The organism is Pontibacter sp. MBLB2868, assembly GCF_051904785.1.
Taxonomy (GTDB): domain Bacteria; phylum Bacteroidota; class Bacteroidia; order Cytophagales; family Hymenobacteraceae; genus Pontibacter.
The window spans coordinates 1420667-1436394 of record NZ_CP196710.1 but is presented as its reverse complement, the minus strand read 5'-3'; the positions used below and the strand labels follow the sequence as shown (position 1 = coordinate 1436394).

The following is a 15728-nucleotide window of genomic DNA, read 5'->3' as shown; positions in this document are numbered from 1 at the left end:
TTATGGCTTGCAGATGTATCATTATTGACGATGAGCCCCCGGCAATTAAGGTTCTGAAAAAATATATCGAGACTGTTCCTGCACTGGAAATCTGCGGGACCTGTAATAATGCATTTGAAGCATTGAATCTTCTGACAACGGAGAGAGTAGATTTGATGTTTCTGGACATTCAAATGCCAAAACTTATCGGTACTGACTTGCTGAAAGCTTTGCCCCATGCTCCGAAAGTAATATTCACGACAGCCCATAAAGGCTTTGCCGTGGAAGCCTTTGAACTTGAAGCCGTTGACTACCTGCTTAAACCTATCTCCTTCGAAAGATTTTTAAAAGCGGTTAATAAAGCTTTACATATCAATCATCCTTTTACAGAAAATCCCGCTCCCACTATCAGTTTTGTTTATTTCAGAGCTGATAGAAAAATGATCAAAGTCTTCCTGGATGAAATCCTGTATATTGAGTGCATAAGAGATTATGTGATAATCCATATGGATAAAGAAAGGGAACTCAGGGTTAAAATCACCTTAAACCATGTAGAAAGCATTTTGCCCGGCAACCAGTTTCTAAGAATCCACAGATCCTTTATCGTTTCCATCCATAAAATTACTGCCTTCACCAAAACTGATGTTGAGATTGGCAGGATTGAGCTACCAATCGGGAAGAGCTTTACCAAAGTTTTTCTGAAGCTGACTCCCAACAATGAAAATTTACCGGATGGTGTAGCCGAGAGGTAATTAACTAGAATTATAATAGGGACTGAAGCGATAAACCCACAATTACCTCCTCCACAGGTTTGTTTATACAAGCTCCTTTTTTCATGATTTATCGCCACTTAGAAAGTGATTATTTACAGTTTAGTAATCCCGGAAAGCAGTAGCCCGGTTCCTAAGAACCGGACTACTTTGGAAAAAATAGAACTTATAGAACCTTTTTGAGCTCTCTCAAATTGTTGTCAAATACATATTCTCCAAGCTCCCTACCCTGCCTTTCACCAACAACTACAGAGTGTCTGAAATGATATCCTATATAGATCCTGGATATAGCAGTCTCATAGGCCATTTGCGAGAAACTACTAAGATGGCGCTCCACCCCTGGCAAAGAGTAAGGGCTTATAACATCCAAATTTACATGATCGGATCTGAAAAAAGATTTGAAAACAGCTGCAGCAGCACCTCCGGCATAAGCGTGCGTGGAAGGGAACTCTGCTGTTGGTGGAGTGAAGAAACTCGATGTCCAGTTTTCATCCCCCACGGTAGCATCAACCCCGTCAGAGTCCCCGGCTCTTATGGCTGTAACCGGTCTCCAGAACTTGTAGAAGGCTTTTCCCTCAAAAGAGGCTATATAGGCATCAATCACAGCCATTTCAACAAGCCCTATTAACCTTGCAGCTTCCCAGCCATCCAGTTTTCTCTCCTCAATTAAAGTCCTGGCCAATCTATTCATCGAACTTGCGTTACTCTCAATCCAGAAGGCCCCAATCTCTGTTTGTTCCTCAGTTCTTAAGGGACATGCGTCACAGCCAAGGGATTTAACCTCTTTATAATCGGCCACGTATTCACTGGAGTTTAAAGGATAAGGGGCTTCATCCCTGAACTGATCTGAGGATCGTATGCCGAATGGGGTAAGTTCCCCCATATTTGGAGCATATGCTAAATTGATGAAAGGCTGATAATTAGCCCGGTATACTCCTGGTGCAGTGCCCCCGGTGTATGTTACAAAACGCAGCGGAAAATCATCCGCTCTTTTGGCCAGTATGGCTGCTGTTGCGGCTTTGCCAATACTAATACCCCGGGTTTTGAGGTCTGAGTCCTCAATGCTTGCAAGTACCTCATTTAACCTTGCATCGGCAGCAGCTGTGGCCCCCGAAACAAGCTGGGCAATCATATCCCTCGCTGCCTGCGAAACGGCAGCATCGGCAATAGCATGAATGTTCTTTTTTGTAATATCGCTGGCATCAACTCCTGAATTGTCAAGTGCGTAGGTTTCATATTTGGGAACCACATTATTCAAAGCATCGTGCATCGCCAACGTGACCATGGCATAGATCTTGGATTCTGCTGGCAGCGGCATTTGATCGTCTATTGTTTGACTCAAAAATTCATTCCATTGAAGCACTACCTCATTGCTGTAGGAATTGATCATGCCATTATTAAAGTTTGGAACTCCTTTAATGTCGGCTGAATTTGACAGGTTTGGATCCAGGGATTCCATATCATCCTTTTCACAGGAGCCCATACTTACAAGAAGTAGTAGTACCCCTAAAATTTTAAATGTTGTTTTCATGGCTTTAGTAAATTTGATTTAATTAAATTTACCATGATAAACAGTAGGAGATTTCAATAGCCGTTATAGACTTAATATCAAGAGATAAACAATCAATCTAAGTCGACGAAAGCATAATTCCGTAGAGCCGCTTGAAGCACTCTGATGCAGTTTGCCAGGCCTACAGCCGCAGGGGCAGTAGATCGTAGAACGGCTCTGGTACTGTGTTCAGATAAGCAATTCACCCCCGAGGCTCGGTACACCTGCACTGTAACTGCAACAGCTTATACAGCGTAATTTTCAGCCCTGCATTCCGATGGCACTCTGAATTTCTTGTAAAAAATATACAGCACCAGAACAGCAAGTATGGCTATACCTATCCAGGCGGTTGTGATAACCTGTGGGCTGGCCTCCACTTCTATATCGCGGTGCTTGAGGATAATACCGTAAAGTGCCCAAATACCAACCAGGCCAACAGTTGGATTTGACCTGCTCCATACTACAAACGCTACAATCAAAGTGGCTACTGCAATAATTAGCACAGTCCAGGTACCGGCACTTATGCCAAAACCATCCCATCCGGCTCCAACCAATGCTGAGCTGATGTTAGCCACGGTTGCGATGATGATCCAGCCAAAGTATAGACTCAGGGGCACCTGCGTAAACCAGCGGGAAGCAGCAGAACGGGCAGGGTTCCAGATGTGAAGCCGCAGGTGCATGGTTAAGAGCGTGATAAGCTGAAGGATGATCAGCAAAACGGATACCGCCAGCCATTCATTTACCCAGGCAATTGTCCAGAGACCGGTAGCCAGATTGTTGAGCATGAAAAGATAACCCAGTCTTCGTAAATCTATGTTTGCCTCATCGTCCGGAGATGCCTTAAAGGCCTTAATAAGGTGGTAGACGCAAAAAGCAGTCAGGCCCAGGTAGATCAGGCCCCAGATCGAGAAAGTTATTCCTGCGGGTGTAAAAAGTGCGGGATATTTGGCCGACACATCCCCTATGGTCTGGTTGTTAAAAAAAAGCTTAAGCTGCGTGAGCTGAGAGGGTACCAGGTGCACCAGGAAGAAAAGAGCATTCAAAACAGCAAACGTTTTAACATTTTTCATAGGTCGTAGCTATTGGGTCAGGTAATTATACTTTTTTTCACCGGATTAAAACTCTACGATAAACCCAAGCGTGGGTACGACATTGCCATCGTTATCCTTTAGAATAACCGGAATGGCGTTGCTTCCGTCCGAGCTTAGTGCTTCTCCATCGGTTGTAGCAAAGCCTGTGTTATCAGTGTTTCGCTGGAAGGTATAACGGTCAAAGCCGGGTGTTTTGCTGGCCAGAACATTGGCTACATCCAGGAACAGGTCAAGGGTAATGCGGTTGAAATTCCATTTCTTGTCAACCCGAAAATCAAGCTGGCTAAAAGGCTGCAAGCGCTCTGTGTTCAGTCTGCTGTAATCCAGTATGCCCACACCAAGCGAAGCATAGTTCCGTCGGGACGCTTCGAGGTCGAAAGGCGTGGAAGGCGCTCCTCCGGCATACCTGTACTTTACGCCAAGCTCCCAGTTACGGGGCAGCTTTTTACCAAGCAAGCCCGATACCAGGTGCCGGTAATCCCAGGCGCTGGACACAAACTGGCCATCTGCTCCTGCAAATTCGCTTATTACATAAGTATAAGAAAGTACAGAGAATACAGTTCCCGTCAGCTTTTTCTGTATGTAGAGCTCCATACCGTATGCGCGTCCGTCACCGTTCGTGATTACTTTTTCGTTGCCGATGGAGCCAAAGTCACTTCCCTGGTTTGCCAGTGAGATGCCGTCCCGCACTGATACCGGGTAGTTACTGTAATCTTTATAAAATCCTTCCAGTGTAAAGCGCAGGTCAGGCCTCGGAAGGTATTCGGTACCCAGCACGTAATGCACCGATCTGATGTAATCAGCAGACTTGTTCTGAAACATATTGTCTTCCTGGTAGCCTAGCACCGTGTACGTGGGCAGCTTGTAGTATATCCCTGAAGATGCGTTTATGGTCCATCTATCATTGAGCAGGTACGACACAGCCAGGCGCGGTGACAGTGTTTTCAAAGGATTGTTACCTTCAGCTGTGAAAGAGTTCATGTCAGTGCGGATGCCCAGCGAAAGGCCCAGTTTATTGTCGAGCACTGCTTTTGAAACCTGCCCGAAAACCCCGTATCTGAAAAAGTCCAGGTCGGTATTGTAATTCACCGTAACTCCGGGCTGAACAAGATTATTCTGCTCATCGCGCAGCTCTTTACGGATCACGCTGAAAATATCATTCCTGAACTGCACGTATTGCCCTGACAGGCCGTAGGCATATTTAAAGCCGTTTTTATACTTGTTAATATCCAGGCGTAGCTTGTTTTCCGTTTCGCGGGAGTTGGAGTTGAGGGTCAGCGGCCTGTTCTCCCCTTCCTCAGCTGCCTCATACTTTTTAAGGTCGATGTTGAACTCATTGCGGCTCAGGGCCAGGTTCACATAACCGTCCGTCACCAGTCTTTTCAGGTTTATGCCGGCTGTGTAGTTCCACTGGTTATTGTAAGGCACTGAGCGCAGGATATACTCATTTTCCGGGGTGCTGTTTCGTGGCACTCCAAAAGAGAACTCATCGATGGCGCCAACCCCTATAAATGAAAGAGAAGTCTTTTCGTTTAGCTTGTGGTCTATTTTATACTGAAAGTCCCAGTAGTTAGGCCGGATGGGCAGGTCGAGCAGCTTGAACAGGAACTGCAGGTAAGACCGCCTGGCCGAAACAAGGTAGGTGGTTTTCGCGCCCACAGGGCCTTCCAGGGTGGCAGCGAACTCTGAGCCGCTCAGGCGCACATTGCCGGAAAAGCGTTCCGGGTTGCCATAGCGCTGCCGGAACTCAAACACCGAAGCCAGGGCATTATCAAAGCGAGCGTCAAAAGCAGAAGTGCTTACTTTCAGGTCCTCGATAAAAGATACGTTCAGAATACCGGTTGCCCCGCCGGCACTGCCCTGGGTAGTAAAGTGGTTGATCAACGGGATCTCGATGCCATCCAGGTAGTATACGTTTTCGCTTGGTGCACCACCACGGATGATCAGGTCGTTACGGCCGCCGGAGCCGCTTGTCGCGACACCCGGCAACACCTGCACTACCTTGGAAATATCGAAATTACCACCGGGGTTACTGCGGATCTCTTCGGTTGTCAGGCTTTGTACCGAAAGCGGCGTGATCAGGTCAGCTACAGCGGCACTTTGCCGTCGGTTAGCCACTATCTCTACTTCCTGCAGCTTACTGGTGGCCGGACCTAACATAAAGTTGATGATCTGCACATTACCGGCCGTTACGTTTATGTTATACTTGCTTTGCGGCTCATACCCCACATAGGAGCTTTGCAAAGTATAGCTACCCACCGGAATATTATCGAGGCGATAGACGCCCTGCTCGTTGGTTGCCGCACCAAGCTTTGTGTCTCCCAACTGAATCGTTACGCCAATCAGCGGCTCCTGTGTGTTAACATCCCGGATGGTTCCGGTAACAACACCAGTCTGGGCATAGCAGACAAAAGGCAACACTATCAGGATTAATAGCAGATTCCTCAACATTGTATAGAAATTATATAATACCCGTAATACATCTCAATAACCAATATGTTTTGAATAGATTAGCTTTCGCGAAAAGTCGCTGCAAAGGTATCGGCATATTATGCAGGTGAACACACTTTAGCCCTCATTATATCCGTAGTAGAAAAGCTGAAGTGGTAAAATCTTCGATATATTGCCAACATGACGGATGTTTTCATACTGATAGCCGGATTCGCGGCATTGATCTACGGTGCCACCAAGTTAGTGGACGCAGCCTCCAGCCTGGCAGCAAGGCTGGGAGTGCCCAATATTGTGATCGGCTTAACCATTGTTGCCTTCGGCACATCAGCCCCGGAGCTGGTAGTAAATTTGTTTGCAGCGATAGACAACAACACCGAAATGGTTATGGGCAATGTACTGGGAAGCAACATCTTCAATGTGCTGGGAATCCTGGGTATCTCCTCTCTGATTTATCCCCTTGCTGTAAAGACCAACACAACCTGGATCGAAATACCATTGAGTTTATTGGCTGCGATCACTGTGCTCGTTCTGGCAAATGACACCTTCCTGAACGGAGAGGGCCCGGACATCATTTCCCGCACAGACGGAATAATCCTGCTTCTCTTTTTTTCTATCTTCCTTGTGTATAACGTTTCACTGGCAATAAGAGGGACTACAGGAGAGGATGAATCTCCTACATTAATCTATACTTACTTACGCGCGTCGCTATTCCTGTTAATTGGTTTGGCAGGCTTGATAGTAGGTGGCCGCCTGATCGTGCTAAGCGCGGTGAACATTGCCGAGAATTTTGGTCTTTCAGAGCGTATTATCGGCCTCACAATTGTCTCGATAGGTACCTCCTTACCAGAGCTAGCCACCTCTGTAGTAGCTGTCAGGAAGCGGAACGTAGACATTGCCATCGGTAACGTGGTAGGTTCGAATATTTTCAATACCTTTTTTATACTTGGAACCTCGACCGTCGTAACGCAAGTGAATGTGAAACCAGAATCCGGTATCGATATCATGGTCAACATTGCAGCCAGCCTGCTCTTGTTTATATTCGTCTTTACAGGCAAGGGAAGGCAGTTGGTTCGTTGGGAGGGCGGAATACTGCTCGCTTTATATGTTGGCTACATCCTCATGCTTTTGGCTTAGCCATTTAAAGGCAACAAAACCTGCCCTCCTCAAATCAAATCCAAACCCTAACTACCCTTTCAGTAAACAGCCCGCTACTAAAATATAGGAATAAAATATGTTGCCCCTCCTATTGTTTTAGTCAAAACTACCGCATTCCTTTGCTGCCATGAAAACAATGGGTATTCAGGTTGTTAAAAAGTTACACGTACTGCTGGCTGTATTGCTGTGCGGCGTGTTTGCTTTCGCCATGCCTGTTACCGTAAAAGCTGCGCCTACCCAGCATGCAGCGCAACAAAGTGTTGTAGACCTTGCTGCTGCACAACAAATTGTATTGTTTGCCGGCGATGTTACCTCCGGAGCACCGGAGGCTGTACTGCAACTGGACAGATCGCTCCTTACCCCGATCCTGCAGGTACTGCTCCAACAGCTTTACCCGTTAACTTCCTCAACAGCACCAGCCGCGCATTCTTACCCTGCATCTAAAGGCGACTGCGGCCTGCACTCTATTCTCACCAAAGGACCTTAGTAGTCCCTACTGTCATTCTCCCTCAGAGAAGTATAACAACCTGTGCCCTCTGCACGGATACTGCTCTTCCTGTATTTTTTGTGCTTTTGAGGTTTACCTATATGGAGCTATTTCAGTTTCTCCTCAACTTTATCGGACTGCACAGCAAACCAACAACTATAAAAGCTTAAGCCCCTGTACTTGAAAAGCAAGCATAACATAGCTCTTCACTTCCTCCTGCTCCTGTGGGCTGGCTTGCTGTGTTTTTCCGGGTATACAAAGGCGCAGCAAGTTTGTCTTAAAGCCGATGCTCGCGCTCCTGATACTGCAACAGAACAGCTAAAGGCAGAGAAACTAGCCTTTCCCGTTGCCTGGTCCGAAACGTCCGCTACGCACCGCACCCTAACCCCTACTGATCCGGTTCTGCCACCACTGGTGCAGGTCCAATGGCCACAGCCACATATTACCTGCCAGTTAAACAAGAAAACCTGTAAGGCCATACTCGGCTCCTCTTCTATCACGGAGAAGTTCCGGATACTGCCCAATGCCCCTTAGCTAACACCCCTTTCTTCTGTTGAACGGTGCGATACAGGCACGTTCTTTAATCTTGTCTTTACTCAAAAAGACAGCTGCTTCAGTTTGCCTCTTTGTAAGCTGTGGCTGCTCAATTCACCATGAATCACACCATAGAAAAAATCAATGGCTAAGAATATTTTTGCGACAAAATCTGTCGATAAACTCATAAAAGAATCAGAAAGCGGCGAGCACGGCCTGAAGCGCACGCTTACCGCCTCCAACCTGACCATGCTGGGTGTAGGTGCCATTATCGGGGCAGGCATATTTGTGCTTACCGGTACGGCAGCTGCCAGTGCAGCGGGCCCGGCAATTGTTATATCCTTTTTAATAGCGGGGTTAGGCTGCCTGTTTGCCGGCCTGTGCTACGCCGAATTTGCCTCCATGATACCCATTGCCGGCAGCGCCTATACCTACGGTTACGCCACGCTGGGCGAGTTCATTGCCTGGATCATCTGCTGGGACCTGATCCTGGAGTATCTTTTTGGTGCGGCCACGGTGGCCGTGGGCTGGAGCGGGAACTTCGTGAGTCTGCTCAAGTCGCTGGGCATCCAAGTTCCGGCGGCTGTTGCCTCTGCTCCGCTGGCTTACAACGGCAGTGATTTTGAACTGACCGGTGCCATCATCAACCTGCCGGCGATCATACTTATACTTGTCATGACAGCGCTGCTGGTAGTGGGGATACAGGAATCGGCTAAGTTCAATAACATCATCGTGATCGTGAAAGTGGCTATTGTGCTGCTGGTGATCGGCTTCGGTTTTCAGTACGTGAACTCAGCAAATTGGGAACCCTTCATACCTGCCAAAGAGATCCTGACCGACGGCAGCAGCCGCTATGGCTGGCAGGGAGTAGTGGCCGGTGCCGCCATCGTGTTCTTCTCCTACATCGGTTTCGACGCCGTGAGCACGGCTGCGCAGGAAGCCAAGAACCCGCAGCGCGACATGCCTATTGCCATGCTGGCCTCACTGGGCGTTTGCACGATCCTGTATGTGTTGATGTCTTTGGTACTGACAGGTTTGGTGCCTTTTAAAACACTGAACGTGCCGGACCCGGTGCTAGTGGCTTTGGAAGCAGCAGGACCTGCTTTGAAATGGCTTTACTTTTTTACGGGGGTGGGTGCCGTGGCAGGTCTGGCCTCTGTGGTGCTGGTGATGCTGATGGGGCAGCCACGCATCTTTTTTGCCATGAGCCGCGACGGTTTGCTGCCAGCCGTGTTTGGCAAGGTACATCCAAAGTTTCACACACCTTACGTCACCACTATTCTCACAGGTTTAGTTGCTGCCGTGGTAGCGGGTATATTCCCGATCGGGTTATTAGGCGAACTGGTAAGCATTGGTACACTACTGGCTTTTGTGATTGTCTGCGCCGGCATTATCGTTCTGCGCCGCACCAACCCGGAGATCAAGCGGCCCTTCAGAACGCCATTTGTGCCGCTCATACCAATCCTGGGCATCCTGATCTGCGGATATATGATGGCCAACCTCGGTTTCGACACGTGGCTGCGCCTGATCGTGTGGATGGGAATCGGCATAGTGATCTACTTCCTCTATGGCCGCCGACACAGCAAACTGCAGCAGCAAATGTCACAAAAAGCGGCAGAGCTGGTTAACTGATCAGTTTCAGTCAATCGTTCAGTTTAGCTGTGTTTCCGCAGCACCAACAAATCAGATCATAATTAACAAGTATTTAAAATTTAAAAACATTAACCATGGATTTACAAACATTATTGATCGGGTTAGGCGTTTTGATGTTTGCCATTGCACCTATCTTTTACTTTCAAAGAAAGCATAGAAATGAACAAAATGAAACCAGGATACACCTGGATAGATTGGGCCGGGCGCAAGGTTTATCCTTCTCAGTATACGAATTCTGGGGCTCCGGCTATGCCATCGGTTTAGATACATCAAAAAAAGTGCTGTGCTATGTAGACAGCGTGGCCAACGAAGAGAAGCCCACATTCATCAACCTGGCTGAGGTAGAAAAATGTACTGTCATCAACGAGCACAGAACCATTAATGACAACAGAGTGATTGAGCAGATTAAGCTTGACTTTACTTTAAAGAACTCCCGCACGCACCAAAGCCTGTTGTTCTATGACAGAGAAGCCAACCTTAATTTCACAAATGAACTGGTGCTGGCAGAAAAATGGAAGGCCACTGTCAATGCCAGGGTCAGCTCAGGCCAGTTAGTCGCTTAACATTCTAAAGCCCGCCTGCTAATAGCAGCGGGCTTTTTTTTTTGACTAACAGTTACTATAACTTCGCTTGCAAGCTCATAAACAGTCTTCATGCAGTAACATTCCATCTGGCTCATGTGATCATGTATATATTTTCCTGTTTGTGCATAGTTTTAAGAAGGAAAAGCGCTTGCGGTTTATTTCTGAACTGTCTAATCAAATTCCATTCATACAAAAGAAGTGTGGCTACATAAATAGCCTTTTTAAACCTATTTGTAAGTTTTGATTGTTGCTAAAGTAACTTAAAATGTCCTCAAACCTGCTGCACATCTTTCCTGCTTTTAAAATTTAAACCTTAACTTTGTGTATAGATATAAAAACAAGCATGCTTCACTTCTTTTTTAATCAACCTGGTACGGTTTACGCCCTGCAAAGCAAGGGTGAACTAACCTCTACAGACATTCAAAAGCTTGAATGGTTATTCGGCAACGCCACTCTAAAGCAGGAAACTGCGCTGAGTGGCTTTTTTGTTGGTCCACGTGCCGCCATGGTCACGCCATGGAGTACCAATGCCGTTGAAATAACCCAGAATATGGGCATTGAAGGAATCGTCCGGATCGAAGAGTTCACTGTAGTTACAGAAGACTTTACTGATTTTGATCCTATGCTTTCACATAAGTATGATGGCCTTGATCAGGATATTTATACTATAAACATTCAGCCGGAGCCAGTTAAACCTGTTACCGACATTGCGGCTTACAACAAACAGGAAGGACTTTCACTCAGCGAGGAAGAAGTTGATTATCTGAATCAGCTATCCGAAAGAGTAGGCAGACCACTAACAGACTCGGAAGTATTCGGATTTTCGCAGGTAAACTCGGAGCATTGCCGACATAAGATCTTCAATGGCAAGTTCATTATTGACGGAGAGGAGAAATCAACGTCCCTTTTCAAGCTTATCCGCAAAACTTCCGAAGCCAACCCGAACGATATTGTTTCTGCTTACAAAGACAATGTTGCCTTTGTAAAAGGCCCGGTTGTACAGCAATTTGCCCCAAAACGTGCCGATGTACCTGACTTTTACCAGGTAAGTGACTACGAATCGGTTATCTCGCTCAAAGCAGAAACGCATAATTTCCCGACTACGGTAGAGCCCTTCAACGGTGCCGCAACCGGATCAGGAGGTGAGATCAGAGACAGACTGGCCGGTGGTCAGGGCTCCCTGCCTCTTGCAGGAACAGCTGTGTACATGACGGCTTTGTCCAGGCTTGAGAATGACCGCCCCTGGGAGAAGGCCACACAGGAAAGAGACTGGCTGTACCAGACACCAATGGATATCCTGATCAAGGCTTCTAACGGAGCCAGTGATTTTGGTAATAAATTCGGACAACCTCTGATCACAGGCTCGCTTCTAACTTTTGAGCACGACGAAAAAGCTGATGCGCTGGAGTCCCCTAGAAAATTAGGTTACGATAAAGTGATCATGCTTGCTGGTGGCGTAGGCTACGGCAAAGCAAGTCAGGCTCAGAAACAGCATCCGAAACCAGGCGATAAGATCGTTATACTTGGCGGTGAAAATTACCGCATCGGTATGGGTGGCGCGGCAGTGTCATCGGCTGATACTGGCGAGCATGGCACCGGCATTGAATTAAATGCCATCCAACGCTCTAACCCCGAAATGCAGAAACGCGCTGCCAACGCTATCCGCGGCATGGTGGAGAGCGAGCACAATGCCATCGTTTCTATACACGACCACGGTGCAGGCGGACACCTGAACTGCCTTTCGGAGCTGGTTGAGGAGACAGGCGGTAAAATTGACCTGGACAAGCTGCCTGTTGGTGACCCTACCCTATCGGCTAAGGAAATTATCGGCAACGAATCGCAGGAGCGTATGGGCCTTGTTATCGGGGAAAAAGACATAGATACCCTACAGAAAATTGCAGCGCGTGAGCGTTCCCCGATGTATACTGTTGGTGATGTAACCGGAGATCATCGCTTTACTTTTGAGTCATGCACTACCGGCGAAAAGCCTATGGACCTGGACCTGAGCGACATGTTCGGAAGCTCACCCAAAGTGGTAATGGCCGATAAATCCATCAACAGAGATTACCAACCTGTATCTTACGATAAAGATCAACTTAATACTTACCTGGAGCAGGTGCTGCAATTAGAAGCTGTAGCCTGTAAAGACTGGTTAACAAACAAAGTAGACCGCTGCGTGGGTGGCCGTGTCGCGAAGCAGCAGTGTGTTGGTCCGTTGCAGTTGCCGTTAAACAATTGCGGTGTTATGGCACTGGATTTTCAGGGCAAAGAAGGTGTAGCCACATCTATTGGTCATGCCCCGATCTCAGCCCTGATCGATCCGGCAGCAGGTAGCCGCAATGCTATTGGTGAGGCGCTCTCTAATATCGTTTGGGCACCTATGAAAGATGGCTTGCAAAGTGTTTCGCTTTCTGCAAACTGGATGTGGGCCGCTAAGAACGAAGGCGAAGACGCACGTTTGTACAAAGCTGTTGAAGCCTGTTCAGCGTTTGCTATTGCGCTGGGCATCAACATCCCGACAGGTAAGGACTCGCTTTCAATGAAGCAGAAGTATAAAGACGAGGATGTTATCGCGCCAGGTACGGTCATTATTTCAGCGGCCGGGAATTGCAGCAATGTACGCCAGGTGGTAGAACCTGTTTTGCAGCACGATGGCGGTAACATCTACTACATCAACCTGTCAAATGACGCTTACAAACTGGGTGGTTCTTCTTTTGCTCAGATCGTAAATAAAATAGGCAACGAAACACCGGACATCACGGATGCAGCCTTGTTTAAAAAAGCCTTTAACACCTTACAAGGGTTGATCAAAGAAGGCAAGATAGCGGCAGGCCACGACATTGGAAGCGGCGGTTTGATCACGACATTGCTGGAGATGTGCTTTGCTGATAATAACCTGGGTGCCTCTATCGACCTGTCGTCACTTGGCGAAGCGGACAGTATTAAAGTGCTTTTCGCTGAGAACATCGGCGTCGTATTCCAGGCATCAGCAGACGTAGAAGAAACGTTAAAAGCGAACAATGTACAGTTCCACAAAATAGGCACCAGCACATCTGCTGCCACACTTGAGGTTAAGAACGGTGCCGATACCTACAGCTTCGATATTGCGCAGCTGAGAGATACCTGGTTTAAAACCTCTTACCTCCTGGACATCAAGCAAAGTGGACCTGAGAGCGCAAAAGAGCGTTTTGAAAATTATAAAAAACAAGAACTGAAGTATACGTTTCCGGAAGGCTTTAACGGCAAGAAACCTGTTATCGACAACTCGAAACCAAGAATCAAAGCAGCCATTATCCGTGAGAAAGGAAGTAACTCGGAGCGTGAAATGGCAAATGCCATGTACCTGGCTGGCTTCGATGTGAAGGACGTGCACATGACCGACCTGATCTCGGGGAGAGAAACACTGGAAGATATCCGCTTTATCGGTGCTGTTGGCGGCTTCTCTAATTCAGATGTGCTGGGTTCAGCCAAAGGTTGGGCCGGTGCTTTTATGTATAATGAGAAAGCAAAAACAGCCCTTGAGAATTTCTTTAACCGGGCAGACACCTTATCAGTTGGTATCTGCAACGGCTGCCAGTTATTTGTTGAGCTGGGCCTGATCACGATGGGCCATGACCAGAAGGCAAGAATGTTGCATAATGTGAGCCAGAAGCACGAAAGCATCTTTACCTCCCTGACCATTCAGGAGAACAAGTCGGTAATGCTATCGAGCCTGGCCGGTTGCACGTTGGGTGTATGGGTATCGCATGGGGAAGGCCGCTTTAACCTGCCACATACAGAGGACAGATACCAGATCGTTTCGAAGTATGGGTATGATTCGTACCCGGCCTGCCCGAACGGCTCTGACTACAATACAGCCATGATCTGCGACGAAACAGGTCGGCATTTGGTCATGATGCCACACATTGAGCGTTCGCTGCTACAATGGCAATGGGCACATTACCCGAAAGGCCGCCACGATGAAGTATCTCCGTGGATGGAAGCCTTCGTGAATGCCAGAAAATGGTTGGAAGTCAACGATAAATAACAAATAAAACAAAACCCACCCTTGTAAAGAGAGTGGGTTTTGTTTTTAGTTTTGGTTGATTTTAATATCTCTAAGGTACTAAAAATGTCAAGTGAGATTAATAAAGAATCTTTCTCATGGAAGCATGCAATTGTAGCTTACAAGCCTGTGTAATGATTTCATTTTCCTAAATTGCGAATAAATACATAAGGTGCTTTTTCCTTTTAGTACCTTGATAGAGAATTTAGTTGATTAAGTAGTTAGAATTACGTTGTGAAAAGTGCATAATAAGGAGTATATTCCACTTGCATTTTGGTCATTAACGATTGATCCTTATCTCGTACTTTGTTCTTCTTGAAGAAGTATACCTGTAGCCACTTCCAATAATAAAACAACCACTTTACGTTAACCCAGCACATTGCTACATTGCATTTGTGTACATTTGCTTGCTTTTAAATTGAAGTGGGCTGGTAAATTTAAATGAACTGACTTCTTCGTCTTCATAAAAGCTTATATACAAGACGCTTATGAAGTTATATATCAAATACATGGTTAGCCTTCGCTGTAAATTAATGGTAAAGGAAGAACTAAATAAACTTGGTTTGCAATATCTGCTCGTTGACTTAGGAACCGTTGAGTTACTGGAAGATATAACTTCAGAACAGCGTATACAATTTAAAACGAACCTGGAGAAATCTGGTTTAGAACTGCTTGATGATAAGAAAAGTATACTGATAGAGCGAATAAAGGGTGTGATCATCGAAATGATTCATTACTCTGATGAATTTCCGAAAGCCAATTATTCCGATTATATCAGCCAGAAACTGAATCACGATTATACCTACCTGGCCAATATCTTTTCAGAAGTAAGCGGCATCACCATTCAGCAATTCATCATCCTGCATAAGATCGAAAGGGTTAAAGAACTGCTCTTATACAAAGAACTTAACTTAACAGAAATAGCCCATAGACTGCATTATAGTAGTGTGGCTCATTTATCAAACCAGTTTAAGAAAGTAACCGGCCTCTCCCCCTCCTTTTACAAGCAATTGAAGCAAAAACGTATGAGCAACCTTGAAAACATGTGAATTATGTAACTAACTTTTATTACTGTGTAATATAAGTTAGTTATAATAACGCCACCTTTGTCACTCCAAAACAGCTGTACTACTAAAGGTCCGGCTTCCGCCAGTAACGGATATTAGAAACTAATTGATTGATTTCAAAACACCTATCACCAGCATTACCAGGAGCAACAACAACTGATTACCAGCAGAAAAGCAAAAAAGATGTGCTGCGATAGTACAGACTCCCGAATCTTTAGTACACTGATCTGAATCAGTTTCCTGATCAACAACCCATTCAACACTTCTTGCCAAGCCAGTCAAAACTGTAAAATCATATTTCAGGATTAATTGAAATAGGGTGCTATAGCGTGTACTTCAACAATATTAATGCGTACCGTCCCG

Annotated in this window: 11 protein-coding genes; 8 read left to right on the top strand and 3 right to left on the bottom strand. The window is 46.4% G+C overall.

Annotated features, from left to right (window positions below; translation table 11 throughout):
- Window positions 1-2 precede the first annotated feature (2 nt).
- The gene (locus tag ACSX1A_RS06175; RefSeq protein WP_439882750.1) at window positions 3-731 is read left to right on the top strand and encodes a LytR/AlgR family response regulator transcription factor; all 729 of its coding nucleotides are present in this window, start codon (window positions 3-5) and stop codon (window positions 729-731) included.
- A 184-nt stretch (window positions 732-915) separates the two neighbouring features.
- Here ACSX1A_RS06175 and ACSX1A_RS06170 read toward each other — a convergent pair whose 3' ends face one another.
- The 3 genes from ACSX1A_RS06170 to ACSX1A_RS06160 all read right to left on the bottom strand — a co-directional run bounded on the left by ACSX1A_RS06170 (window position 916) and on the right by ACSX1A_RS06160 (window position 5840).
- The gene (locus tag ACSX1A_RS06170) at window positions 916-2280 is read right to left on the bottom strand and encodes a vanadium-dependent haloperoxidase (RefSeq protein WP_439882749.1); all 1365 of its coding nucleotides are present in this window, start codon (window positions 2278-2280) and stop codon (window positions 916-918) included.
- A gap of 263 nt (window positions 2281-2543) precedes the next feature.
- Window positions 2544-3368, bottom strand: coding sequence for a hypothetical protein (locus ACSX1A_RS06165; protein WP_439882748.1), 825 nt, complete (start codon window positions 3366-3368; stop codon window positions 2544-2546).
- 45 nt (window positions 3369-3413) lie between these two features.
- On the bottom strand, window positions 3414-5840 hold the full coding sequence (locus tag ACSX1A_RS06160; protein WP_439882747.1) for a TonB-dependent receptor: 2427 nt from the start codon (window positions 5838-5840) through the stop codon (window positions 3414-3416).
- Between the two features lie 180 nt (window positions 5841-6020).
- Between ACSX1A_RS06160 and ACSX1A_RS06155 the strand changes: the two genes are divergently transcribed.
- The 7 genes from ACSX1A_RS06155 to ACSX1A_RS06125 all read left to right on the top strand — a co-directional run bounded on the left by ACSX1A_RS06155 (window position 6021) and on the right by ACSX1A_RS06125 (window position 15347).
- Complete coding sequence (locus ACSX1A_RS06155) at window positions 6021-6974, top strand: calcium/sodium antiporter (RefSeq protein ID WP_439882746.1); 954 nt, start codon at window positions 6021-6023, stop codon at window positions 6972-6974.
- Between the two features lie 148 nt (window positions 6975-7122).
- Window positions 7123-7482 (top strand): hypothetical protein, encoded by a 360-nt coding sequence (locus tag ACSX1A_RS06150; protein WP_439882745.1) that lies wholly within the window; start codon window positions 7123-7125, stop codon window positions 7480-7482.
- 180 nt (window positions 7483-7662) lie between these two features.
- A complete protein-coding gene (locus tag ACSX1A_RS06145) occupies window positions 7663-8016 on the top strand; it encodes a hypothetical protein (RefSeq protein ID WP_439882744.1) in 354 nt (117 codons plus the stop codon).
- A gap of 144 nt (window positions 8017-8160) precedes the next feature.
- The gene (locus ACSX1A_RS06140; protein ID WP_439882743.1) at window positions 8161-9648 is read left to right on the top strand and encodes an amino acid permease; all 1488 of its coding nucleotides are present in this window, start codon (window positions 8161-8163) and stop codon (window positions 9646-9648) included.
- Between the two features lie 95 nt (window positions 9649-9743).
- The gene (locus ACSX1A_RS06135) at window positions 9744-10232 is read left to right on the top strand and encodes a hypothetical protein (protein ID WP_439882742.1); all 489 of its coding nucleotides are present in this window, start codon (window positions 9744-9746) and stop codon (window positions 10230-10232) included.
- A 364-nt stretch (window positions 10233-10596) separates the two neighbouring features.
- On the top strand, window positions 10597-14280 hold the full coding sequence (gene purL, locus ACSX1A_RS06130) for a phosphoribosylformylglycinamidine synthase (protein WP_439882741.1): 3684 nt from the start codon (window positions 10597-10599) through the stop codon (window positions 14278-14280).
- Window positions 14281-14786: 506 nt separating this feature from the next.
- Window positions 14787-15347 carry a helix-turn-helix domain-containing protein gene (locus ACSX1A_RS06125; RefSeq protein WP_439882740.1) on the top strand — a complete coding sequence of 187 codons (561 nt, stop codon included), beginning with the start codon at window positions 14787-14789 and terminating at the stop codon, window positions 15345-15347.
- The last annotated feature ends 381 nt before the right edge of the window (window positions 15348-15728 follow it).

Coding starts and splice junctions, on each gene's coding strand:
- ACSX1A_RS06175 (WP_439882750.1), top strand. CDS start 3: ATGGCTTGCAGATGTATCATTATTGACGATGAGCCCCCGGCAATTAAG.
- ACSX1A_RS06170 (WP_439882749.1), bottom strand. CDS start 2,280: ATGAAAACAACATTTAAAATTTTAGGGGTACTACTACTTCTTGTAAGT.
- ACSX1A_RS06165 (WP_439882748.1), bottom strand. CDS start 3,368: ATGAAAAATGTTAAAACGTTTGCTGTTTTGAATGCTCTTTTCTTCCTG.
- ACSX1A_RS06160 (WP_439882747.1), bottom strand. CDS start 5,840: ATGTTGAGGAATCTGCTATTAATCCTGATAGTGTTGCCTTTTGTCTGC.
- ACSX1A_RS06155 (WP_439882746.1), top strand. CDS start 6,021: ATGACGGATGTTTTCATACTGATAGCCGGATTCGCGGCATTGATCTAC.
- ACSX1A_RS06150 (WP_439882745.1), top strand. CDS start 7,123: ATGAAAACAATGGGTATTCAGGTTGTTAAAAAGTTACACGTACTGCTG.
- ACSX1A_RS06140 (WP_439882743.1), top strand. CDS start 8,161: ATGGCTAAGAATATTTTTGCGACAAAATCTGTCGATAAACTCATAAAA.
- ACSX1A_RS06135 (WP_439882742.1), top strand. CDS start 9,744: ATGGATTTACAAACATTATTGATCGGGTTAGGCGTTTTGATGTTTGCC.
- purL (WP_439882741.1), top strand. CDS start 10,597: ATGCTTCACTTCTTTTTTAATCAACCTGGTACGGTTTACGCCCTGCAA.
- ACSX1A_RS06125 (WP_439882740.1), top strand. CDS start 14,787: ATGAAGTTATATATCAAATACATGGTTAGCCTTCGCTGTAAATTAATG.